At 36.2% G+C, this 24,715-nt stretch carries 22 protein-coding genes; 14 read left to right on the forward strand and 8 right to left on the reverse strand.

The window, feature by feature from the left end:
- The first annotated feature begins 196 nt into the window (after positions 1-196).
- The 3 genes from EV201_RS11670 (at position 197) to EV201_RS11680 (ending at position 3,478) form a co-directional block, all read left to right on the forward strand.
- Positions 197-1,570 carry a sigma-54-dependent transcriptional regulator gene (locus EV201_RS11670; protein WP_130307831.1) on the forward strand — a complete coding sequence of 458 codons (1,374 nt, stop codon included), beginning with the start codon at positions 197-199 and terminating at the stop codon, positions 1,568-1,570.
- Positions 1,560-2,918, forward strand: a complete 1,359-nt coding sequence (locus EV201_RS11675) for a sensor histidine kinase (RefSeq protein ID WP_130307832.1) — start codon at positions 1,560-1,562, stop codon at positions 2,916-2,918. Before EV201_RS11670 ends, EV201_RS11675 begins: the two co-directional genes overlap by 11 nt.
- Positions 2,919-3,118: 200 nt before the next feature.
- Entirely contained in the window at positions 3,119-3,478 is a 360-nt protein-coding gene (locus EV201_RS11680; protein WP_130307833.1) for a DoxX family protein, read from the forward strand.
- 96 nt (positions 3,479-3,574) lie between these two features.
- On the opposite strand, the gene EV201_RS11685 is transcribed toward EV201_RS11680, so the two are convergent.
- Together EV201_RS11685 and EV201_RS11690 are read right to left on the reverse strand one after the other, a co-directional pair.
- On the reverse strand, positions 3,575-5,017 hold the full coding sequence (locus EV201_RS11685; protein ID WP_130307834.1) for a monomeric [FeFe] hydrogenase: 1,443 nt from the start codon (positions 5,015-5,017) through the stop codon (positions 3,575-3,577).
- A 153-nt stretch (positions 5,018-5,170) separates the two neighbouring features.
- Positions 5,171-6,583, reverse strand: coding sequence for a CCA tRNA nucleotidyltransferase (locus tag EV201_RS11690; RefSeq protein ID WP_130307835.1), 1,413 nt, complete (start codon positions 6,581-6,583; stop codon positions 5,171-5,173).
- Positions 6,584-6,871: 288 nt separating this feature from the next.
- Here EV201_RS11690 and trxA (EV201_RS11695) point away from each other — a divergent pair, with 288 nt between their 5' ends.
- From trxA (EV201_RS11695) to EV201_RS11725, 7 genes are all read left to right on the forward strand, one after another.
- Positions 6,872-7,231, forward strand: a complete 360-nt coding sequence (trxA, locus tag EV201_RS11695) for a thioredoxin (protein ID WP_129252286.1) — start codon at positions 6,872-6,874, stop codon at positions 7,229-7,231.
- Between the two features lie 57 nt (positions 7,232-7,288).
- A complete protein-coding gene (gene trxA / locus EV201_RS11700) occupies positions 7,289-7,735 on the forward strand; it encodes a thioredoxin (RefSeq protein ID WP_130307836.1) in 447 nt (148 codons plus the stop codon).
- Between the two features lie 384 nt (positions 7,736-8,119).
- Positions 8,120-10,582: a TonB-dependent receptor gene (locus tag EV201_RS11705; RefSeq protein ID WP_130307837.1), complete on the forward strand. Its 2,463-nt coding sequence runs from the start codon at positions 8,120-8,122 to the stop codon at positions 10,580-10,582.
- Between the two features lie 91 nt (positions 10,583-10,673).
- Positions 10,674-11,264, forward strand: coding sequence for a nicotinamide riboside transporter PnuC (pnuC, locus tag EV201_RS11710; protein ID WP_130307838.1), 591 nt, complete (start codon positions 10,674-10,676; stop codon positions 11,262-11,264).
- 44 nt (positions 11,265-11,308) lie between these two features.
- The gene (locus EV201_RS11715; protein ID WP_130307839.1) at positions 11,309-11,929 is read left to right on the forward strand and encodes a thiamine diphosphokinase; all 621 of its coding nucleotides are present in this window, start codon (positions 11,309-11,311) and stop codon (positions 11,927-11,929) included.
- A 161-nt stretch (positions 11,930-12,090) separates the two neighbouring features.
- Positions 12,091-12,660, forward strand: a complete 570-nt coding sequence (locus tag EV201_RS11720; RefSeq protein WP_130307840.1) for a porin family protein — start codon at positions 12,091-12,093, stop codon at positions 12,658-12,660.
- A gap of 202 nt (positions 12,661-12,862) precedes the next feature.
- The gene (locus EV201_RS11725) at positions 12,863-14,143 is read left to right on the forward strand and encodes a hypothetical protein (RefSeq protein ID WP_130307841.1); all 1,281 of its coding nucleotides are present in this window, start codon (positions 12,863-12,865) and stop codon (positions 14,141-14,143) included.
- Between the two features lie 81 nt (positions 14,144-14,224).
- Here EV201_RS11725 and dacB read toward each other — a convergent pair whose 3' ends face one another.
- From dacB to dnaK, 5 genes are all read right to left on the reverse strand, one after another.
- The gene (dacB, locus tag EV201_RS11730; protein ID WP_165389643.1) at positions 14,225-15,652 is read right to left on the reverse strand and encodes a D-alanyl-D-alanine carboxypeptidase/D-alanyl-D-alanine endopeptidase; all 1,428 of its coding nucleotides are present in this window, start codon (positions 15,650-15,652) and stop codon (positions 14,225-14,227) included.
- 62 nt (positions 15,653-15,714) lie between these two features.
- On the reverse strand, positions 15,715-15,915 hold the full coding sequence (xseB, locus tag EV201_RS11735; RefSeq protein ID WP_130307843.1) for an exodeoxyribonuclease VII small subunit: 201 nt from the start codon (positions 15,913-15,915) through the stop codon (positions 15,715-15,717).
- Positions 15,916-15,983: 68 nt separating this feature from the next.
- Positions 15,984-17,357 carry an exodeoxyribonuclease VII large subunit gene (xseA, locus tag EV201_RS11740; RefSeq protein WP_130307844.1) on the reverse strand — a complete coding sequence of 458 codons (1,374 nt, stop codon included), beginning with the start codon at positions 17,355-17,357 and terminating at the stop codon, positions 15,984-15,986.
- 62 nt (positions 17,358-17,419) lie between these two features.
- Entirely contained in the window at positions 17,420-18,223 is an 804-nt protein-coding gene (locus tag EV201_RS11745) for a toxin-antitoxin system YwqK family antitoxin (protein WP_130307845.1), read from the reverse strand.
- A gap of 292 nt (positions 18,224-18,515) precedes the next feature.
- Positions 18,516-20,423, reverse strand: a complete 1,908-nt coding sequence (gene dnaK / locus EV201_RS11750; protein WP_130307846.1) for a molecular chaperone DnaK — start codon at positions 20,421-20,423, stop codon at positions 18,516-18,518.
- A gap of 400 nt (positions 20,424-20,823) precedes the next feature.
- Here dnaK and panB point away from each other — a divergent pair, with 400 nt between their 5' ends.
- Positions 20,824-21,642, forward strand: coding sequence for a 3-methyl-2-oxobutanoate hydroxymethyltransferase (gene panB, locus EV201_RS11755; RefSeq protein ID WP_130307847.1), 819 nt, complete (start codon positions 20,824-20,826; stop codon positions 21,640-21,642).
- Positions 21,643-21,695: 53 nt separating this feature from the next.
- Positions 21,696-22,409 carry an RluA family pseudouridine synthase gene (locus EV201_RS11760; RefSeq protein WP_130307848.1) on the forward strand — a complete coding sequence of 238 codons (714 nt, stop codon included), beginning with the start codon at positions 21,696-21,698 and terminating at the stop codon, positions 22,407-22,409.
- A gap of 86 nt (positions 22,410-22,495) precedes the next feature.
- On the opposite strand, the gene cdd is transcribed toward EV201_RS11760, so the two are convergent.
- Positions 22,496-22,981, reverse strand: coding sequence for a cytidine deaminase (gene cdd / locus EV201_RS11765; protein WP_130307849.1), 486 nt, complete (start codon positions 22,979-22,981; stop codon positions 22,496-22,498).
- A 247-nt stretch (positions 22,982-23,228) separates the two neighbouring features.
- On the opposite strand from cdd, the gene EV201_RS11770 reads away from it, so the two are divergent.
- Both EV201_RS11770 and EV201_RS11775 read left to right on the forward strand, forming a co-directional pair.
- A complete protein-coding gene (locus EV201_RS11770) occupies positions 23,229-24,143 on the forward strand; it encodes a glucosaminidase domain-containing protein (protein ID WP_130307850.1) in 915 nt (304 codons plus the stop codon).
- Between the two features lie 219 nt (positions 24,144-24,362).
- Entirely contained in the window at positions 24,363-24,686 is a 324-nt protein-coding gene (locus EV201_RS11775; protein WP_130307851.1) for a hypothetical protein, read from the forward strand.
- Positions 24,687-24,715: the final 29 nt, after the last annotated feature.

Here is a 24,715-nt window from a genome sequence, read left to right on the forward strand (position 1 = left end):
TCAGTCTGTCGTGCTGTAATTTAATCATTTTTTGATTTGAAAAATGATTGATTTTCGAACAAGTTTTGTACGGAATCGAACGTTTTTATTTTGATTTTGGATTTTTAGTCCTATCTTGATGTTCGATTTTGGACACATTTAAATTAAAAAAACGCTTGGATTAGAACTGAGCAACCAAGATATAAAATCTGAAACAATGAATAAAGTTGGAAAAATTTTAGCAATTGATGATAATGAAGATATTCTATTTTCATTGAAGTTACTGTTGAAGCAGCATGTCGAATTGATACATACCGAATCAGATCCTGAATTAATACCGAAGTTGATGAAACAGGAAAATTATGATGTGATTCTTTTGGATATGAATTTTACCAAGGATGCTATTAGCGGACAGGAGGGCTATCATTGGTTAAATCGAATTCTCGAGATTGATCCCAGGGCAGTTGTGCTTTTCATTACGGCCTATGGTGATGTTGAAAAATCTGTAAAAGCTATTAAAGCTGGTGCAACTGATTTTATCTTAAAGCCCTGGCAAAACGAAAAGTTAATGGCTACGATTTCGTCAGCGATTAAGCTTAGAAAATCGAAAGAAGAGGTGACACAGCTGAAAACCAAACAAAAAGAGTTGAATGCGGTTCTGGATCAGCCCTTTAATGATTTTATTGGCGTTTCACCCGAAATGCAAACGGTTTTTGCAACCATACAAAAGGTGGCAGTAACTGATGCAAATGTGTTGATCCTAGGCGAGAACGGAACGGGAAAAGAACTCGTAGCGCGAGCCCTTCATCGCAATTCGTCTAGAAAGGATGAAGTTTTTGTTAGTGTTGACTTGGGTGCGATTAATGAAAACCTGTTCGAAAGTGAATTGTTTGGTCATGTGAAAGGTGCTTTTACCGATGCAAGAGCAGATCGTCCTGGTCGTTTTGAAATTGCCTCAGGGGGGACATTGTTTTTGGATGAAATAGGAAACCTATCTTTACCGATGCAGGCTAAATTACTGACGGTTCTTGAAAGACGAGAAGTTATTCGTGTGGGTTCAAACAAACCAATTCCTATTGATATTCGATTGATTTGCGCAACCAATATGCCAATTCTTCAGATGGTCGCTGAGGAGAATTACAGACAGGATTTGCTATATAGAATTAATACCGTAGAGATTAATTTGCCGGCACTTAATGAGCGATATGAGGATATTCCATTATTGGCTGAACACTTCTTGAAAATTTATGCAAAGAAGTATAAGAAGAGTTTTGGTCCACTTTCAAAAGCTTGCATCAATAAATTATACGACTATTCATGGCCTGGAAATGTGCGTGAACTTCAGCATTTGATGGAGCGTGCGGTTATTATGGCTGATGATAATAATTTACAGCCAAGCGATTTTCAGATAAACACCGGGCATTCACAGCAAAGCGATGTTGAGCTGGATAGTTATAATCTGGAAGAAGTGGAGAAGAATATCATTCAGAAAGTATTAAAAACCAATCAGGGAAATATTTCGAAAGCAGCCGGAGAACTTGGTTTAACTAGAACATCCTTGTATCGAAGACTAGAAAAATATGGTTTATAAAAGCTTCAGACTTAATTTTATTTTTAGGATTGTGGCGCTTTCGGCTGCAATATTTCTATTGGCTTTTGTTCTGTCAAAGAATAACTATTATACGACAGCCAGTCTTATTTTTCTTGTGATTATCTATCAGATATACGAGATGATAAAGTACGTCGAAAAGACGAATAGGTTGCTTAAAAACTTCCTTGAATCGATACGTTATTCTGACTTTACAAGAAATTTTAAGGTACAGGGCTTAGGGAGCTCTTTTGATAAATTACAAGAGTCTTTTAATGCAGTAATTTCTGATTTCCAGAAAATTAGAGCGGAGAAAGAAGAGCATTATTTTTACTTGCAAACCGTCATTCAGCATATTGGAATTTCATTGATCGCATTTCATCGAGATGGTTCGGTTGAGATGATAAATAATGCGTCTAAGAAACTGTTTCAAGTTAGTAATTTAACTAAGATTCAGGATTTAGAGAGTTTTAGTCCTGAATTTGTTGAGGCCCTTCTGAAACTGAAGCATGGTGAAAATACGCTGATCAAAGTCAACGATAATGATGATATTCTGCAGTTGGCCATTTACGCTACCGAATTTAAAATAAACGACAGGCAGGTTATTCTGGTTTCGATTAAGAATATCCAGTATGAACTTGAGGAACAGGAGATAGAATCATGGCAGAAACTGATTCGAGTGTTGACCCATGAAATAATGAATTCCATTACGCCTATCTCTTCTTTATCGAATACATTGACTACAATTCTCGACGACTTTGGAATGAATAATGTCAGTAAGTTTGATGAGAAAGATCAAGAGACTATCACAGAAGTGAAAATGGCCTTATCAACGATCCAAAAACGAAGTTCAGGTTTATTGCATTTTGTTGATACCTATAGAAATTTAACTAAGATACCGAATCCGAACTTTAGTATTTTTCCTGTTAAGCAACTTTTCGATAACATCCATATGTTGATGAAAGAAGAGATGAAACATAGAAATATTGAGTGTGATATCAGTATTGATCCTGAAACGATTGAACTTTCTGCTGACGAACTTTTAATTGAGCAGGTATTGATAAATTTGATAAAGAATTCTATTCATGCACTTGAGCATACAGAGAATCCTAAATTAAGTTTACGAGCTTATTTGAATAAGCGTGGTAGGATTTCGATTCAGCTTACCGATAACGGTCAAGGTATAATAAAGGAGGTGTTGGATAAAGTCTTTATCCCATTCTTCACCACTAAACCGAAGGGGTCCGGAATTGGATTGGCTCTTTCAAAGCAGATTGTACGTCTACATGGCGGTACGATAACAGCCCATTCTATACCCGATGAAAAAACAACATTTACACTCACTTTTTAATTATTTAAGGGTGTTAACAGATCTAAATAGGATTTGAAAAGGAGATAAAAGCAAGTGGTTTTCACTTGCTTTTTTTGTTTGAGAAAAGTATTGGGTTCGAATCAAAACACGGGTTTTGTTTTGTAATATATTGTTTATCAGTCGAAAATGAATATATTTAACTGTGTGTAATAAATCTCTCTAAATTTAAATCGAAGAAGATGGAAAAGCGGAATGTGATTATTTATTGGATAGCGACGGGCTTATTGTCTGCTATGATGTTGATGTCTGCATCGATGTATATTTTTAAGTATGAAATGGTGAGTCAGACCTTTGTTCATTTGGGGTTTCCTGTTTATATCATTTATCCTTTAGCAGTTGCTAAAATATTAGGAATCATCGCTATTCTCACAAAGAAATCTCAGTTTTTAAAAGAGTGGGCATACGCAGGTTTCTTTTTTGATTTTGTACTTGCTTTGTCGGCTCATTGGCTTGTTAATGATGGCGAATTTGTACCTGCATTTGTTGCTCTTATTTTGCTGATTGTGTCTTATCGATTTGATAAGAAAATGACCTTTTAAAAAAATACCTCTCAACATAGATTTATTGGGATAGAGCTATAAAAAAAGCTTGGCGAATAGCCAAGCTTTTTTTTGTAAATAGATTTGAATTGAGGATTATAAATCTTCAGGAAATTCCTTCAAATTGTTTTGATATATTTTCATTCCCGTTTTAGGATCGTAATGGGAGCTTGGTCCTGCAATACAACCGCCTTCACATGCCATTACTTCGATAAAATTACCACTGGTTTTCCCCGTTTTGGCAAAGGCTTTAAGCATATTAATCTTCTTTTTGTCTAAGCCATTTACAATAACGGGTTTGATATTTACGTATGGTTTTACTTCTAAAACAGATTGAGCAACCCCACCACTGGCAGCGTAAGCACGACCGTGATTTTTAATGCTTCGATCAAGTTCAATCGGATTGCCATCAATATTAACATGCCATCCTGTAAACAAACCGGAAAGTTCTTCAAAAGTCATCACATAATCCACATTGGGATCAGCCATTCCTTCGCGACGTTTGGCAATACAAGGTCCAATAAATACCAATTTGGCATTTGGGTATTGTTTTTTAGCCAATTCAGCCGTATAATACATCGGACTTTTTGTATGTGATACGTACTGCTCCATCATTGGGATGTGTTTTTTTACTGCTGAAACATAAGCAGGACAACAGGATGTGGTCATAAATGGAGCTTTATCTTCCAGACGTTCTAGCAACTCATCCGCTTCATTTACGGTTGTGACATTTGCACCTTTAGCAACTTCAATTACATCATGGAAACCAAGTTCTTTGATGGCACCAATAACATTTTCTGTTTTATATTTGAATTGACCATAGAGTGCGGGAGCAACCAGAGCGATTGTTTCTTGTTCTGATTTTAGTGATTTCATCACATCAACGATTTGAGAATTCTCCATGATTGAACCAAATGGGCAAGCTGTGATACATTTGCCACAATCAATACATTTCTCTTCATCAATTTGTTCCTTACCATGCTCATTTTTAGAAATAGCACCTACGGGACAGGCATTTTCACAGGGTACCGGCATGAAAATAATGGAGTGATACGGGCAAACATTCATGCAAATTCCACAATTGATACAGTTTTTAGGATCAATTTGAGCTTGACCATTTGCATTCCAACTGACTGCTTTTTTAGGGCAGTTCATCATGCATGGATGAGCGACACAGCCTTTGCACAAATTGGTTACGATATATGAATTTTGAACACACGCGGTACAGGCCTCGTCAACAACAGTTAATATCTTTTCGATAGGATTTTCTCTCTCAAGAGCTTCTGTGGCGTATTCTCCCAGTGTTTTAAGCTCATCACGATCATCTTCAAGTTCGAAACCCAAAAGTGGAATTAACTTTTCTTTAATGATGACTCTTTCCTTAAATATACAGCAGCGATCAGCATCTTCTCTGTTTCTGGGAGCCATCTGAAGGGGAACCCTATCAAGATTAGAAACAAGTTTTTCATCGTTAAAGAGTTCTGCCATATTGGCGACCAGATCTCTTCGAATAATCATTGTATTATCTACGTAAGCCATGCTTGCTGTATTTTTGGGTTATTGGGATTGTTTTTTTTGACGCCGCAAAAGTAGATATAATATGCTTTTTCTTTTAAAATTTTAATATGTTTTTTAATTATGTTTTTAAGTGTTGACATAAAAAAACTCGAATGAAACATTCGAGCTTTTTATTTAATTTTTTTTGTCGGTTTTTAGACCCAGTTCTTTCCCTTTTTTGAGCATATATTGATAGGCTTCTTCGTAGTTGTTCTGAATCTCACCATCGAGAATCGCATCTTTTATAGCTGTTTTGATATCTCCGATAACACGAGAAGGAGAAAGGTTGAACGTGCTGATGATTTCTTCACCACTGATAGGTGGTTGAAAATTTCGGATTGCATCTTTTTCTTCGACCTCTTTTAGTTTGCGTCTAACCAGTTGAAAATTGTCAAGAAATTTCTTCACCTTGGCTTCGTTTTTTGATGTGATATCAGCTTCGCAAAGCAGCATTAATTCCTCGATATCGTCCCCCGCATCAAATAATAAACGGCGAATCGCTGAATCGGTTACAACTTCTTGTGCCAAAACGATAGGGCGCATATGCAAGGAAACCATCTTTTGAACAAATTTCATTTTTTCATTCAAAGGCAGTTTCATATTCTTGAAAATCTTGGGGACCATTTTCTCACCTATAAAGTTGTGAGCATGAAAGGTCCAACCAATACCTTTGACAAATTTCTTCGTTCTTGGTTTTGCAATGTCATGAAGTAAAGCCGACCAACGTAACCACAAATTGTCAGAATGGCAGCATAAATTGTCAAGCACTTCAAGAGTGTGGTAGAAATTATCTTTATGGCTAATCCCATTTCGTGTTTCTCTACCTTTCAGTTTGTCGAATTCAGGGAAAATTAGCTGAAGTAAGCCCGCTTCATCCAGCAATTTAAAACCGATTGATGGTTTTTTAGACATCACAATCTTATTCATTTCCTCAATGATTCGTTCTTTCGAAATGATATGAATTCTGTCCTTATTGGCTTTTATTGCTTCGAAAGTCACATCAGAGATTTTAAAATCCAATTGTGTTGCAAAGCGAATTGCACGCATCATTCTCAGAGGATCATCTGAAAAAGTAATAATGGGATCAAGCGGGGTTTTAATAATCTTACGATTAAGATCATCTACGCCTCCAAAGGGATCAAGAAGTTCACCAAAGTTATTTTTATGCAGGCTTAATGCCAAGGCATTAATGGTGAAGTCCCGACGTTTTTGGTCATCATCCAGTGTCCCATCTTCTACAATCGGATTACGTGAATCTCTTTGATAGGACTCTTTGCGTGCGCCTACAAATTCGATTTCAAAGCCTTTGTATTTAAGCATGGCCGTACCATAACTCTTGAAAATAGAGACTTTAGTGTTACCTGCTCTGGCGGCCACTTTTTTAGCTAATTCAATGCCGCTGCCTATCACAACAACATCAATGTCTTTTGATTCTCTTTCAAGAAAAAGGTCTCGAACAAAGCCTCCAATAACGTAGGATTCCAGGTTTTCTTCAGTTACAATATCTGAAAGGATGGGAAATATGGGGTGTGTTAAAAATCTTTTCACAATATAATCTTATATAAATATCAATTCAGGAGCGTGTTCGGTTTGGCTTAAGCCCTTATAGGTTTCAAGTTTGAAACGAATATCTCCTTGATCGGGCAAAAATACAATTATTTAGGATCATTCTAAAATATAAGAATAGATAATCAGCTTTCTAATGAAATTGTATCAATTTAAAGATGATTCGAATGCATATTGTTTTTTAACGAATGGCAATTTGTCAGATTATTTTCTTGGCATGCTAATTGATATGCAAAAAGTAACATATTTACATTTTTAAATTTAATAAGCATGGTAGAACATTTAACATTAGCATCTTTCAAGGAAAAGGTGTTTGATTTCGAAAATAATAAGGATTGGAAATTTGAAGGGAATAAACCTTGTCTGATTGATTTTTATGCAGACTGGTGTGGCCCTTGTAAAGCGGTAGCTCCTGTTTTGGAAGAGTTGAAGAAGGAGTATGGTGACAAATTGGAGATCTATAAGATTAACACCGAAGAGGAAAAAGAATTGTCTTCTGTATTTGGTATACAAAGTATTCCTTCACTTTTATTTGTGCCACAGGATGGCCAGCCTCAAATGGCTCAAGGTGCCTTGTCTAAAGAATCCTTCAAACAAGCTTTTAAGGATGTTTTAGGCGTGAGTGAATAATCTTCTGAAATAAGAATATTCAAGTATATTTGAGCATTAATATTAAATCAGACAATTATGAGAATTTTAATAAAATCAACCTTCCTGTTAGGCTTCGTGTTCCTTAGTCTTGCAAGCTTTTCTCAATCGAAAGTGATAGCTTTAGACGATGAAGGTTTTAAAGAAAAAGTTTTTGACTTTGTGAAGGAAAAGGAATGGGTGTTTAAAGGTGATAAGCCCGTAATTGTTGATTTTTATGCGACCTGGTGTGGTCCTTGTAAAAGGGTTGCGCCAATTCTTGAAGAATTACAAGAGGAATATGGCGATGCCATTCAAATTTATAAGGTGGATACGGATAAGGCCAGAGCGGTTTCGGCTGCATTTGGTATCACAAGTATTCCTTCCTTTTTGTTTATTCCTGCCAAAGGGCAACCCCAAATGGCAAAAGGGGCTTTCCCAAAAGCAACCTTTGTTAAAGCTTTAACTGAAGTTATGGGAGTAAAGGAAGTTGTTAGTGAGAAATAGAGGATTGTTAAGTCTTTAAATATGAGAGCACCCAAGTTTTAAGGGTGCTTTTTTTATGCCAGCGACTTTGTTTGCTATCAGACATTCCTTGTATCTTTGTTGATAATGAAAAGTTTAGATCATTTTGTATTGAAATGAATTGAGACTTGTATTTTAAGGAAATCAAATTACCTTTGCGCACTAATAACAGTGGGGTGCCTTAAATAAACGGGCTGAGATTATACCCTTAGAAACAGATTAACTTCGGTTTCTTACACCTGATCCGGATAATGCCGGCGTAGGGAATTGCGAAATTACTATTCGCCTGATATCTCATCTTAAGAACCTCATTGCAATATTTTTTTATCGAATGCTGATCTATTCAGCCTAAAAAACTTTATTGTAATGTCTACAATCAAATCTAAATCTTTTTGTGCAAAACTAGCATTGTTGCTTGTTTTTCAATTTTTCTGTTTTACAGGATTCTCACAACTCACAATCAAAGGAAAAGTATTTAATCAGGATGGTAATGTACTTCCCGGAGCAGCCGTAGTTATTAATGGAAGCAATCACGGTGTTTCGACCAATTCAGAAGGGGAGTATCGAATTGAAAATCTTAAACCGGGTTCTTACGAAATTATTGCGAGCTTTTTGGCTTTTGAGTCTCAGACTCAGGAGGTTGATCTTGAATCGGATTTAACTCTTGATTTTATTCTTCAACATTCAGCTATTCTGGCAGATGAGGTTTTGGTGTCAGCAACCCGAGCGGATTCAAAAACGCCGGTTGTGGTGACCAATGTGAGTAATGAAGACTTGTCGAAACGTAACCTTGGGCAAGATATTCCTATGCTTTTATCAATTACCCCCTCTTTTGTGACTACAACTGATGCTGGTGCGGGTGTTGGATATACAGGTTTTCGTATTCGAGGATCAGATGCCAATCGTATCAATGTAACTGTTGATGGTATTCCTTTGAATGATTCAGAATCACATGGTGTTTTCTGGGTAAATATGCCTGATTTTACATCATCTCTCGATGATATTCAAATTCAGCGTGGTGTGGGAACATCAACCAGTGGAGCAGGTGCTTTTGGTGCGAGTATCAATATGCAAACACAAAATGTGAATGCCCTGCCTTATGCAGAAATCTCAAGTTCTGCCGGATCATTCAACACGTTTAAAAATACCGTTAAACTTGGAACCGGATTGAAGAAAGGTTTTGCTTTCGATGCGCGTCTGTCTAAAATTACATCGGATGGTTTTATTGATAGAGCCAGTTCTGATTTGCAGTCGGCCTATGTTTCGGCTGGATATTATGGTGAAAGAACCAGCGTGAAAGCCAATGTGATTGTTGGGAAGGAAAAAACGTATCAAGCCTGGAACGGAGTACCTAAAGTTCGTTTGGAAAATGATGAAGCAGGAATGCAACGTTATGCTGATCATTGGTTAGTTAGTCAGGAAGTGGTTGATCATATGTTGGCTTCTGATTCACGAACGTACAATCAGTACACCTATAATAATGAGACCGATAATTATTGGCAGAAGCATTATCGTTTGTTCTTAACACACCTGTTTGCGGATAATACAAAATTCAATTTGGCTTTCCATTATACACAAGGTGAAGGTTATTACGAGCAGTTTAAGAAAAATGATAAGCTTAAAAAGTATGGTTTGGCGCCAATCGTTATTGGAGGCGAAACGATTGAAAAAACTGATGTTATCCGTCGTAAATGGTTGGATAATGATTTTTACGGAGCTGTTTTTTCTTTTTCGAAGAAAATGGAATCGCTTGATTTGGTTGCAGGTGGTGGCTGGAACAAATATGATGGTGACCACTTTGGTGAAATTCGTTGGATGAAAAATGCCGGGGATGCATTCCTGGGTGATCATTACTACGATAATAATGGAACCAAAGAAGAATATAATGCTTACGTAAAAGCCAATGTTGCTGTAGATAATTATTTGAGTTTATATGCTGATATGCAATTAAGAGGAATTGACTATAAAATTAAAGGCATCGATTCTGATTTAAGAAATATTACTCAGAACCATGATTTTCTATTCTTTAATCCTAAAGTAGGTTTGAATTATGAAATCAATGAGAATCATCGCTTGTTTGCTTCTTTTTCAGTTGCTAATCGTGAACCAAACAGGAGTAATTATATTGATATTGAAGAGGGGAAAGTTCCAACGAGTGAACGCTTATTTGATTACGAGTTAACTTATAAGTTATCAAAAGCAAATTTCTTGTTTGAGGCGAATTTCTTCTATATGGACTATAAGGATCAGTTAGTTTTGACCGGGGGAGTTAATGATGTGGGGGCTGCTTTAATGATGAATGTTGATAAGTCTTATCGAACAGGTGTTGAGTTAAGTGCAGCGACCAATATTACAAAATCGTTTTCGTGGAAAGGGAATTTATCTTTGAGTGAAAATAAAATCAAAAACTTCACAGAAGGCGTAGAGAATTGGGATGAAGGGGGAAATACATTGTTTGACTTAGGCAAAACAGATATTGCTTTTTCACCTAATGTTACAGCGAATTCGATCTTTGCTTACAAACAATCCGGTTTTGGCGCTCAGTTTATTTCTCAATATGTAGGCAAGCAATACATTGATAATTCATCAAATAATGACAGAAGTTTGGATGCATACACCGTATCCAATATAAACTTTTCATATGAATTCAAACCAAAATTTGCTGAGAGTTTAAAATTTAATCTTTTGGTTAATAATGTATTTGATGCAGAGTACGAGTCGAATGCATGGGTGTATTCATACATCACAGGTGGCGAACGTTATCCAATGGATGGCTATTTCCCACAGGCTGGAATTAACTTTATGGCAGGCTTAAGTCTTACATTTTAAAAGGGAAAATACTCTAAATAATAATTTAGTTACTAATTTTAAAACCAAGCTGAGAGAGAGTCCTTTCAGCTTGGTTAGATATAAAAATAGGATGTTAGATTGGATCAGTGCAAACAGTGTTGAAATAATAGGAACGCTTTCAGGCTTTATTTTTCTGTATTTAGAAATCAAACAAAACAAATGGCTTTGGCCTGTTGGTTTGTTTTCTGCACTGATGTATATCTATGTGTTTTTTGTTGCTAAGTTTTATGCCGATATGGGGCTTCAGTTCTATTATGTCTTTATCAGCATATATGGTTGGTTCCATTGGTCACGCTCGAAAGGGCAGAATGAAGACGAATTACCTGTGGTCAATTTAAGTGTAGGTCTCTTTTTTAAACTTCTGTTGGCGAGTTTATTTATTTATATGGGCATTTCTTTTATTTTGGTCAATTATACCGATTCTCCTATACCTTACTGGGATTCTTTTACAACTGCTTTAAGTATTGTCGCCACATGGATGTTAGCTCGAAAGATACTTGAACAATGGCTGGTTTGGGTCCTTGTTGATGCCGTATCCATGGGATTGTATCTTTACAAAGGTTTATATCCGACTTCAATTTTATTTGCCTTTTATACGGTCTTGGCTTTGTATGGTTATTATCAGTGGAAAAAAGATATGCTAAAGTCCAAAGCATTCTAATGCAAATCCCTATTTTTGTGACTCATAAGTTTACAATATAGAAAATGAGATTAAAATCAGCAGTAATATTAGCCAATGGTAGTTTTCCGGTTCATGAAATTCCCTTGAATATTTTAAAAACATCGGAATGCCTGGTTTGTTGCGATGGAGCCATTAATAAGCTTGAAACTGCGGGTATAAAAGCTCATGCCATTGTGGGTGATTTGGATTCACTTTCTAATGATTTAAAACGCAAGTATCAGGATATTATCCATCATTTTTCGAATCAGGATACCAATGATTTAACCAAAGCGGTAAACTGGTGTTTGATGAATAAGATCAACGATATTACCATTGTTGGTGCTACGGGTGAACGGGATGATCATATGATTGGTAATATTTTTCTTTTGCCATCTTATACGAAAAAGATGAAGGTGAAAATGCTGACTGATTATGGGATTTTCACACCTGTTATGCGCTCCCGAAACTTCGATTCTTATATTGGGCAACAAGTTTCAATATTCTCTCCTCAAGCAGAAACCATTATCACGACAGCTAACCTACGCTACGAACTAACCAATCAGAAACTGGACATGTTGTGGCAAGGTACTTTAAATGAATCGATGGGGGATAGCTTTCGTATCGATTTTGAAGGGCCATCGTTGATTGTTTATCAGGAGTATTAATCTTACAATTGAATTGTGGCGGTTTATAATGGCTTTGAATACATTCAGTATGTATGATTATAGTGAATAGCATTTCTACAACTTGACAGATTTGACAGATCATAATATGGAGATAATTAAATAGATTTACAGTGTTAATCATTTATTTTAATTTGAATATTATGAAGAGAATATTAGTTATTATTTGTGTTCTAATCACTTCTTATGGTTATGCACAAGATATAAAATTTGGTGCAAAAGCAGGTTTGAATTTTGCAGATTACGTTGGTGATGATACTGGAGGTAATGATGCCGTTACAAAATTTTATTTTGGTGGTTTTGTTAATTCTCCTATAACTGAAAGATTGTCATTTCAACCGGAATTCTTATTCTCATTTCAAGGGGCAGAATTTGATGATGTTTTTGACAATAAAGTAAAATTCAACACTAATTACTTAAATATTCCGATCTTATTGAAGATGGATCTTGGTTCGAATGATTTTGTAAGTCTTTATGCTGGACCTCAATTGGGTATATTGCTAAGTGCTGAAGCTGAGGCTGACGGGGATACTGAAGATATGAAGGATGCTATGAATAGTTTACAATTAGGTCTGAATTTAGGTTTTTCATTAAAAGTAACAAAAGAATTTGCTCTTGATATCAGATACAACAGAGGTTTATCTAAGGCTTTTGACGGTGAAGGGAAAATATATTCTTCTGTGTTACAATTGGGAGCTTCTTTTATGTTCTAGCCTAGTATTATAATTTTCTTAAAACCTCTAAGGATTGAACTCCTTAGAGGTTTTTTTTTATCATTCAAGCAAAGTGTAACTCTTCCATATCTAGATTATCACTTCATCTTATCCTCAAATCGTCACATCTTCTCATTAACACATTTTAACTCTCATTAAAAAAACTACCTTTGCGGCAAATCTTAAATTATAAGCAATTGCTATGAATCGCAACAACTATTTATTTTTATTTATTCTATTTTTCTGCAGCACAAGTCTGTTGTCTGCACAATCCACAGAAGAGAAAAAGCCTATTAACGTAAAATTCGGGGGCTATGTACACTCTTTGTTCACATATGATACTCGCCAAACAGTAAGTGCTCGTGAGGGCTTTATTTTGCTATATCCTAAGGATGAACTTTTGGATGCTAGTGGTAAAGATATTAACAAAGGTGGCGTTTATAATATGGCTGTTATTCAGTCGCGTGTGAATGCAAAAATCACAGGTCCGGATATCTTAGGTGCTAAAACCAATGGTTTATTAGAGGCTGAGTTTATCGGTAATGCCGAATCTGATGTAAATGGTATGCGTTTGCGTCATGCCTTTGTGAATTTGAACTGGGGAAAAACCTCTTTATTGATTGGTCAGACTTGGTCGCCACTTTTTGTTGCTGAAGTTTTTCCAGGAACCGTAGGAGCCAATGCTGGTTTGCCTTTTAAGCCATTTGCTCGTAATCCGCAAGTACGTTTGACTCATAAAACAGAAAATTGGAAATTTTTAGCAGCTTTGGCATCTGAGCGTGATTATACAAGTACAGGTCCTTTGGGGGCAGGTAACCGATATTTAAGAAATGCTGGTTTGCCAATTATACAAGGACAGGTTCATTATTATGCAGGAAAGCATTTGATAGGAGCTAGTGCTGAATACAAGACTATTAAACCTTCACTTTTGAGTACAACAGGATCTGAAGAGAATAACGATCTTCAAACTTGGAAGAATGACGAAACCCTTTCTTCATGGGCTTTAATGGGTTATTTCAAGTTGAATTTCAAGCCACTTACAATTAAAGCACAAGCAACTTACGGATCGAATATGACCGATGTGTTAATGTTAGGTGGTTATGCGGCTAAGAGTTTAAATCCTGTAACCAACGAAGCTTCTTACACACCAATTAAAGTGTTAGGAACCTGGGCTGACTTTTCATATCAGAAAAACAACTATGAATTTGCCTTATTGGCCGGTTATTCAAAAAATTACGGCGCTGATGATGAGGTTGTTTCAAATATGATCTATAGTCGTAGTCAGAATATTGGCGAGTTGTATCGTATTGCGCCTCGTGTGTCAAAAAAGATTAACAACTTAAAGCTAGAACTTGAAGCTGAATATACGGCTGCTGCATATGCAGATTCTACTGATGGAGCTATTAATGAGAAAGCTGAGGTGATCAATTCTCACTGGGTTGGAAACACTCGTATTTCTGTAGGTTTATACTATTTCTTCTAACGGAGAAATTACAATATATAGAAAAGCTTCACTGATGAAAATCGGTGAAGCTTTTTTTTTTCAGGCTCTGTTATTTAATATTTATTTACGGGCTAAATTTACCAGTAAAATCTTTAGTTCTTCATTTAGAAGTTTTGTATGGCATGAGTAATTGTTAATGATTAGACTAATTGCAACGGGTGTGCCATCTTGTCTTTTAAGGATTCCGGAATAAGATCTGACGCCCGTCATACTCCCTGTTTTTGCGCTGAAATTCCCTGCCAAGTCACTTTGTTTTCCAAAACTTTTGAGTGTGCCATTTTGACCTGCAATAGGTAGTGAATTGAAAAAGGATGTTGCATTTTCACTTCTATTCATATGTGCCAGGACTTGATTTAAAGCCTGAGCTGATATCGCATTAAAGTGGGATAGACCACTGCCATCAAACAGAAATAAGCTAGTGGAGTCAAGGCCTTTTGATTGCCAGAATTCTTTCAAAGCACTGATGCCCGATTGCCATGATCCTTCATTTTTCTCGTTCATCCCAATTTGAAATAAAAGATGATCAGCAAACAGGTTGATGCTTTTTTGATTGGTTAAAGCGACTATTTCAGATAGGGGAGGCGACTTGAATATCAGTAAGGTTTTCTGAGTTTTTGTTCTAAAATCCTGCTCTTTAATTGGGATGCCTCCAGCCTGAAGAACCTTATTCAAGTCTGAAAGTAAAACCATATCAGGTTTTGATACGGCACCTTTTACTTTAAAGTCAGAGCGATTTTGAGGAATGGTTCCCTCGACAAGTCTATGCGAATCTGTTGGACCACCAAAGATATAAGCTCGGTCTTTATTGATGGTTGAGCTCATCACTTGGTTGGAGAATGTGATGCCACTTTGTTTGCTGTCAACTTTTATAATTTTGGTAAATTGTCCGGCTTCTTTTGACTCAAAATGCAGTGTGTAAGTATTGTCCTTATAACTTATTGCATGAGGTACCGCTCCATAATAATTCCCTATATCTTCCCAAATCCATGTGCGTGGCACAGAGCTCTTGTAGCAAGTTGTATCAACGATCAGCTTGCCATTAATTTGATGAATTCCATTTTTTTTTAGCTCCTGATATATCGAAGAGATAAAGCGGTTATTCTTAGGAAAATATTTGGATGCCAGACTAGGATCTCCATTGCCTTTGATGATGAGATTCCCCATCAAAATGCCATTTTTATCAATTCGGCCAGTGATAATAACCTCTGTTTGGAATTGAAAATTGGCGTCTAAAATTTCAAGGGCTGCCGCTGTTGTCAGTAGCTTTTGTGTTGAAGCAGGAGTCAGGCTCTTTTTTGAGTTGTGAGCGGCAAAAATTTCACCTGTTTTTAGATCCCGAATCTCAATGCCAATGCTCGCTGATTTAAAGATATCTTGCTCTACAAAAGTATCAACCAGCTTTTGATCACTATAATTTTGTGCAAAGACAGAAATATAGGCTAAAAGGAGGTAAGTGATGAAACAGTATTTTAAAATAAATCGTGTCATTATGATGTGAGTATATCTTTTGATCATTTTGCGTCAATTCCTAATCAGTAATTCATAATTATTTACTCTTCCATTTCATTCAAAATATTTTCAACTTCTTTTTCGGTATTGTGAAGTTTTTCTTTGCAGATTTTTAAAAGTTCAGAAACACGTTTTACTTTGTCAGAGAGTTGATCCACATCCAATTCTTCATTTTCAATTGCCTGAATGGTTTCTTCAATTTCAGTAATGGCTTCGCGGTAGTTTATTTTCTTTTTAGGCATGGTTTTAATTATTTAAGATTTTGGAATTAAGATTGCTGCTTAAGATGGTTGTAATTTATCGTAAAGCTTTATTTTTTTATCCGTTTGACCTGACTTTCAACACTTCCTTTGGCAAATTTGGTTTCGATGATATCATCTTCTTTCAGTTGACTGACATCTTTTACGATTTTACCTTGGTTAAGTGTTAAAGTGTAGCCCTTTTTCAGGATGTTTTCAGGATCAGCGTATTTGGCACTTTGCTCGAAAAGTTCGAGTTGATGTTTGTGTTTATTAAAAAATCGACGACTTACGTTTCTTTGTTTTAAAAGAAATTGATTGAGATTCATTTGTTCCATATCAAGTAGATGCTTGATATTCAACTTTAAATCGAAAGAGTAAGTCTGTAATTGATGTTTTGAGTTACGCAATAGACTTTTGCCAGAAGCAATGATGCTTTGTCTGGCCATATCCAGTTGGTTATTTTTGTTGGCTAATATCTGACGAACTTGAGGGGTGAACTTTTGTGACAGTTGCTGTAGTCGATCAGAGGATTCTATTAGAATATCCTGGATACTGGCGATAAAATTCTCCTGTAGTCCTTCGTGATAGGCTTCGCATTCGTCAAAACAATCGATTAAGAATTCGGCAGCAGCCGTTGGCGTCTTTACTTTCACATTAGCCACCATATCTACGACACTTTCATCACGTTCATGACCAATTCCGGAAATGACTGGAATTGGGAATTGTGCAATATTTTGAGCCAGGGCATAAGTATCGAAGCAATTGAGATCAGAAGTTGAACCGCCACCGCGGATGATAACCACAACATCAAAAATATCTTCGTAAGCATATATTTTCTCTAAGGTTTCTATGATAGATGCCTCTGCCTGATTCCCTTGCATAATAGCCGGGAATAGTTTGTGGTGAAATTTATATCCTTGTGAATTAGTATCCAGTTGATTCACAAAATCTTCATAACCGGCTGCCGTTGGTGATGATATAAGGGCTATAGTTTTTGGAATTTCCGGAAACAGAAGATCCCGATTCATATCAAAGACACCTTCTTGTTTTAATTTATCGATAACCTCTTTTTTCCTTCGAGCCATATCACCCAAGGTATATGTGGGATCAATATCCTTAATATTTAGGCTGTAGCCATATATTTCCTGGAACTCGACACTAACTTTTATCAAAACTTTAATCCCGGAACTAAGAGTTTGTCCTGTACTGGTTTTGAAATAAGGATGAAGCATTCTAAAGGTGTATGCCCATATCGTCGCACGCGCTTTAGCTGTAATCTGGTCGGTGTTTTCGTCTTTTTCGATTAGTTCCAGATAGCAATGTCCTGTTTGAGTTTGCCTCAGTTCTGATATTTCGGCAATCACCCAAATTTCATCCGAAAAGGCATTGGATAAATGCGATTTAATTTGATTGTTGAGCTGATATAAGGATATGCCTTTCACAGATGGGAGTTTATTTGATAAGATAAATTGATTATGTGTTCTCTGTACGTCTTACAAAATAGTTATTTTCTTCTTTGTTTCATCAAATATTCAGTGGGGTTCTCAATATAATGTTCGGGGTCAATATCCTTGTTTTTGTTTGCTTCCATGGCATCCAATTCTCTTTGTTGAATGGCATCAATTTCATCCTGATTATTGGCAACACCCATTGTGTATATTATCGTTTTATTAATCTGACCCTTTGGTGTGTAAAAGATCCACTTTTCATGTCGTTTGCCGTTCTTGTAAAATCCATCAATTTTAATAATGCCATTGTTATAATAGGTTGTGAAAGCATTATTTAATTTACCATTTAAATAGTGAGCACTGATGATTTTTTTTCCAGACCTGTTATAACGAATCCACTTTCCGTGTTTAAGGTTATTTTTATATTCATAGGTTTCGTATTCTTGGCTATTGGGATAGTAATACGTGCTTAATCCATCCTTTTTTCCATCCACATAATATTCCTGAATCAGAATCTGTTCGTTTTTGTCAAAATATTGCCACAACGAATCTTTCTTTTTGTTTGTATAGTTACCACTAGCAGCTAATTGTCCATAGGTATTGTATAGTTTTGCTTTGGCATTTTTCCCTTTATTAGAAAATAATAAATGTGCTTTTAGTGCTCCATTGTCATGATAACGAAGCATCTCACCTTCAGGATAGCCATCTTTGAAGTTTCCGGCATATATTTTTCTTCCCATTGGAGTGGTATTTTCCCAATAGCCCTGTTTGCGCCCCTGTTCATCTTCTTGATTGATGTTTTGAGCGGATAGAGTCAATGAAAATAGGAAGATCAAGCTGAAAGAAATGAATTTTGACATGAGTTTATACTTAATGTGTTGGATCTGTTAGTGTTGAATATTTAAATTGTTCTCTCTCAAAAATAGTAAGAATTTGTGAGAGAATAGTCGTTTGGGAGAAAGGCAAAATAATAAATGATATTCAGACTTCTGAGGATACTTTGAAAGATATGGAGAGCTATTTTAGTGCTGAACTGTGTTTGTAAGTTTTTAACTTGATAAAATAAAAAATGCCTACTGAAAATTATCAGTAGGCATTTTTTTATATTGAAGAAGCAGACGTGAATTGTCACGTTTACTTCTTAACTTTTAATTACTTCACTTCTTCGAAGTCAACATCAGTTACTTCATCGTCAGCTTTAGTTTGCTGTCCGCCTTGAGCACCTGCATCAGGTCCTGGCTGTCCAGCTTGTTCTTGAGCTTGAGCGTTGTAGATATCCTGAGATGCTGCCTGGAATACAGTATTCAATTCTTCAATAGCTGCATTGATTGCTTCAACATCCTGAGCTTTATGAGCTTCTTTCAATTTATTAAGAGCATCTTCAATTGGCTGTTTTTTGTCAGCTGGTAATTTATCACCAATCTCTTTCAATTGTTTTTCAGTTTGGAAGATTGTACTGTCTGCCTTATTCAAGGTGTCAACCTTCTCCTTAGCCTTATTGTCAGCTTCTTCATTTGCTTTTGCTTCGTCTCTCATACGTGAGATTTCTTCATCTGATAATCCAGAAGAAGCCTCAATACGAATTGACTGCTCTTTTCCTGTTCCTTTATCCTTAGCAGATACGTTTAGGATACCATTTGCATCAATATCGAACGTTACTTCGATTTGTGGTACACCACGCTGTGCTGGAGGAATGTTATCTAAGTTGAAACGACCGATAGTCTTGTTGCCATTTGCCATTGGACGCTCACCTTGTAGTACGTGAATGTCTACAGAAGGCTGGTTGTCGGCAGCAGTGGTAAAGGTTTCAGTTTTCTTAGTTGGAATAGTTGTATTAGCTTCGATAAGCTTAGTCATTACACCACCCATTGTTTCGATACCCATTGAAAGTGGAGTCACATCCAAAAGAAGAACGTCCTTAACTTCACCAGTTAATACACCACCCTGAATAGCAGCACCTACAGCAACAACCTCATCAGGGTTAACACCTTTTGATGGCGCTTTGCCGAAGAACTCCTGAACGATATTCTGAATAGCAGGAATACGAGTTGATCCACCTACTAAGATAACCTCATCAATTTCTGATTTAGTAATACCCGCATCTTTAAGAGCTAGTTTACATGGCTCAAGTACAGCTTGAATTAATTTATCAGCCAGTTGTTCAAATTGAGCACGAGATAATGTTCTAACCAAGTGTTTAGGCATACCGTTTACAGGCATGATATATGGCAAGTTGATTTCAGTGCTTGTTGAGCTTGACAATTCAACTTTGGCTTTTTCAGCAGCTTCTTTTAAACGCTGAAGAGCCATTGCATCTTTACGAAGATCTAAGTTCTCATCTTTAAGGAATTCTTCTGCCAACCAGTCAATAATGATTTGGTCGAAATCGTCACCACCTAAGTGAGTATCACCATTGGTTGATTTTACTTCGAAAACGCCGTCACCTAATTCCAGAACCGAGATATCAAAAGTACCACCACCAAGGTCGAATACGGCAATCTTCATGTCGTGATCTTTCTTATCCAGACCATAAGCCAATGAAGCTGCTGTAGGCTCATTAATAATACGCTTAACAGTTAAACCTGCAATCTCACCAGCTTCTTTAGTCGCCTGACGTTGTGCATCGTTAAAATATGCAGGAACGGTAATTACAGCTTCTGTTACTTCTTGTCCTAAATAATCTTCAGCAGTTTTCTTCATTTTTTGAAGAGTCATTGCTGAAATTTCTTGTGGAGAATATTTACGATCGTCGATTAATACACGTGGAGTGTTGTTGTCGCCTTTAACGACTTTATAAGGTACACGTTCGATTTCTTTAGTTACTTTATCGTATGTTTCACCCATGAAACGCTTGATAGAAGAAATCGTTTTAGTTGGGTTAGTAATCGCTTGACGTTTTGCAGGATCACCAATCTTTCTTTCTCCGTTTTCAATAAAAGCCACAATAGATGGTGTGGTTCTTTTTCCTTCGCTGTTAGGAATTACAACTGGTTCATTTCCTTCCATTACAGAAACACAAGAGTTGGTTGTTCCTAAGTCGATTCCAATAATCTTACCCATTTTATTATTTATTTAAGTTTTTAATATTCGATTTTGTTTTTGAGTTCATTTTTAAACTCGATTGGATTTAATCAAAGCCTGTGCCAATATATTTTCTGCCAAAAGCAATGCATATTTGGCACTGAGATTGTCAAAAAACGGCTTTTACATGTCAGAATTGCTGCCAAAAAGACATGATTGCGTCATCAATCACGAAAGAATAGTTTGTGTTTGGAGCAAGTATCCTGTGACTATCAGATTAAAAGTCGAGTTTGTCTTTGTTTATAGAATATTCTCGTCCATCTAGTTTATCTCTAACTGTTTCAACTTATTTCAATCTTTTTCTAACTTTGCGGAGTAAAGTTGCAATACTTAAAGTAGCTTTGCAGATTGAACTGTTTAAAAATTAGCAACAAAAAAAATGTCAATTCATAAAGAATCAATTAAACGAGTGACCACTCATATTCTTTCGGAGATGAAGCTGAAAGGAGAAAAAATTGCCATGTTAACATCTTACGATTATTCAATGGCTAGTATAGTTGATAAGGCAGGTGTGGATGTGATTCTAGTTGGAGACTCTGCTTCGAATGTGATGGCGGGTCATGAAACAACACTTCCAATAACTTTGGATCAAATGATATACCATGGCGCTTCGGTGGTTCGGGCTGTCAATCGTGCATTAGTTGTTGTCGACTTACCTTTTGGAACTTACCAGGGAAACTCGAAAGAGGCTTTATGTTCTTCTATTCGTATCATGAAGGAATGTAGTGCTGATGCCGTAAAGTTGGAAGGTGGACGTGAGATCCTGGAATCGGTTAATCGTATTTTATCAGCAGGTATTCCTGTAATGGGACATTTGGGATTAACCCCGCAGTCGATTCATAAATTTGGGACTTATGCCGTTCGGGCAAAAGAGGAGGAAGAAGCTCAAAAATTATTGGAAGATGCTAAAATGCTAGAAGAGGCGGGTTGTTTTGCCATTGTTTTAGAAAAAATACCAGCAAGTTTGGCAACTAAAGTTGCTGAATCAATTTCAATTCCGGTTATCGGAATTGGTGCAGGAGGTGGCGTTGATGGTCAGGTTTTAGTTGCACATGATATGCTGGGAATTACACAGGAGTTTTCGCCACGTTTTTTAAGACGATATCACAATTTGTTTGCCGAAATGAAGGGGGCAGTTGAGAATTATATCGAAGATGTGAAGTCGAAAGATTTTCCAAACGAAAGAGAGCAATATTAAGAATTTATAAATATTGAATTAGTGATTTTAGATTGCTAATGATACATTGACATATGGCAAAAGAAAAAAGATTAGAGGTATTGTATGAGGATAATCATATTATAGCTGTAAATAAGCGAAGAGGCGATATCGTTCAGGGAGACAAAACCGGAGATGAGCCTTTGAGCGAAATGGTAAAGGCTTACATTAAAGAGAAATACAATAAGCCAGGCGATGTTTATTTAGGCTTGCCTCACAGACTGGATAGACCTGTTAGTGGTGTTGTAATTTTTGCTAAAACAAGCAAGGCTCTTACTCGTCTGAATTTAATGTTTCAACAAAAAGGAGAGGAAGTTCGTAAGGTTTACTGGGCTATTGTAAGTAGTTGTCCTAGACTTGAAGAAGAAGTTCTGACACACTTCTTATTGAAAAATGAAGAAAGAAATAAGAGTAATGTTTTCGATAAGAAGAAAAAAGGGGCCAAAGAATCGACTTTAGAGTACAAACTTTTGACTCGATCACAGAAGTATTACTTATTGGAGGTTAAACTACATACAGGACGTCATCATCAAATTCGTGCTCAGCTGGCAAGAATTGGTTGTCCGATTCGTGGTGACTTGAAATATGGTTACCCTCGTTCGAACAAAGGGGGAGGTATCGACCTTCATGCACGTGAAATTAGTTTCATGCATCCGGTAAAACAGGAACCGATTACCATTAAGGCACCGATTCCTAAAAACGATAATCTTTGGAAAGAGTTATACCATTTGGTTATAGGTAAATCTTAAGGATAATTCAGCGATAAAATAAAAATGGCTAAATCTTCAGCATATGTTTGAGGATTTAGCCATTTCTTTTTTACGAACGCTGAGGTTTACTCGTCGAGCATGTCTTTTTCGAAATAAAGAGGCAGTAATTGCTTGATGTTTTCTATTTCGAATATCTGTTTTTGTCCATAAAGGAAAACTTGCATGGGGGTATTGTGACGCTCTTCGGTTTCCAATAAAACCTGACGGCAGCTCCCACAAGGTGGAATAGGTCTTTCAAGAAATTGCCCATTGTTATAACAAGCAATTGCAATGCTTTTAACAGGGATATTAGGGTATTTTGAATTGGCATAAAACATGGCAACTCTTTCGGCACATAAACCTGACGGATAGGCTGAGTTTTCCTGATTACTTCCCTGAATGATTTCGCCATTCTCAAGTAATATAGCAGCTCCAACACTAAATTTTGAATATGGGGAATATGATGACTGAGTGGCTTCTTTGGCTTTATTAATCAATTCTTGATTGATAGAATCAAGTTCTTCGATTGAATTGTATTCTAGAACAGTTGTAATTAGTTGAGTTTTCTTCATTACCATACAAATTTCCTGATAAATAATTTTTTATTACAAATTAACGGAGAATAGTAGGATTGTATTTTGATTTCCTATTTTTATGGTTGTTTACTAGAAGTGGCGATAAAGATATAGAATTATTATTAATATTTTGTAAAGGTGTATTTTTAATCCCTTTTGAAAATCATATTTTTCAAATATTGAAATCGACAATAAGCCTCTGGTTAATGATAGATTACGGTTCTAATATTATAAAGAAAGATATATGAAATTACATAAGCCTCTACTGATTTTTATTGTTTGTTGTCTGTTCTCAACACTGACTTTTGCCGAGAAAAACCCGAGGAAGGTTTATATTGACAAATACAAAGAATTGGCAATTCTTGAAATGCAACGTACAGGAATACCTGCCAGTATAACTTTAGCACAAGGCTTGCTCGAATCAGGCAATGGAAATTCAACTTTGGCTACAAAAGCCAATAATCATTTTGGAATAAAATGTCACGATTGGACCGGACCATCGATTAAAATTGATGATGATAGGAAAAATGAGTGTTTTAGAAAGTATAAAGATCCTTATCAGTCCTACAAAGATCATTCTGAATTTTTGACGAAAAGATCACGTTATGAATTCTTATTCAAACTGAAACCAACCGATTATAAAGGCTGGGCCAGGGGATTGAAAAAAGCGGGTTATGCTACCCACCCTAAATATGCTCGCATGCTGATCGATATTATTGAGGAGGAGGAGTTATATCTTTTTGATAGTAATACCAATAGAAATCAGTCCAGTCATCATGAAAAATCAAAATTTGAGAAGAGTCTAGGTGATTTAGATCTAAGGTTAGAGGTTGCCAATGGGGTTCATTTTATTAAGGTTATAAAGGGAGATACTTTTTACAATTTAGAAAAGAATATGGGGGTTAGCCGAGCCAAATTGTTGAAATATAATGAACTTCCTAAAGACTATGTTTTAAGTATAGATCAAATTTTATATTTCCATAAAAAAAGGAATAAGGCGGCCAGAGGATACAATTTCCACCTGGTAAAAGCGGGTGAGACTTTGTACGATATTTCTCAGAAGTATTGTGTGAAGCTTAAGAGAATTCGAAAGTTTAATGGTTTTTCTAAGAAACATGAAGTTTCTGCAGGCGACAGGGTTTATTTACGCAAAAGATAAGTTTAAAAATATTCCAGAGGAAAGAGAAAGACTATGTATTTATTAAAGAAGCGTTTTCTTTTGCTTTGAAGAAATTGCAAAAAATAACTTCTGATTTGAAGTCGCCTGAAGAGGGGCTTGAAAAAAAGGAGCAGTTTGGATTTCGGGTAGCATACCAACCTGTAATGTCGAAAAATAGAGTTTTTAATAAATAATAATTTCGTTATGAATAAATATCTTATGACCAGTCTTATTGGCCTAGCTATGTGTAGCTGTTCTATTACTCAAACTGTAGTAGAAGCTCCTTCGAGAATTAATATACCTAAGAATGCTTTATTTATTTCTCAATCAGGAACGGAATCGAATGTGTTGCAAACACTTATCGATTTGGAAAATAATGAGATGGTTGTTTTGACTTACAATCATTCTAATTTAATAAATGTAACAAGAACAGGCATAATTTTAAATCCTAACGATTATAAGCACTCTGTTGTAAAAGGAACTGATGCTCCTTTTGAGGAGGAAGTGGAACCACCTAAACCAGCAATAGTTGAAGAGAAATAGTTCAAGAATCATAGTCTGCATCCATTTGA

This window comes from Ancylomarina subtilis, from assembly GCF_004217115.1.
Classification (GTDB): Bacteria; Bacteroidota; Bacteroidia; order Bacteroidales; family Marinifilaceae; genus Ancylomarina; species Ancylomarina subtilis.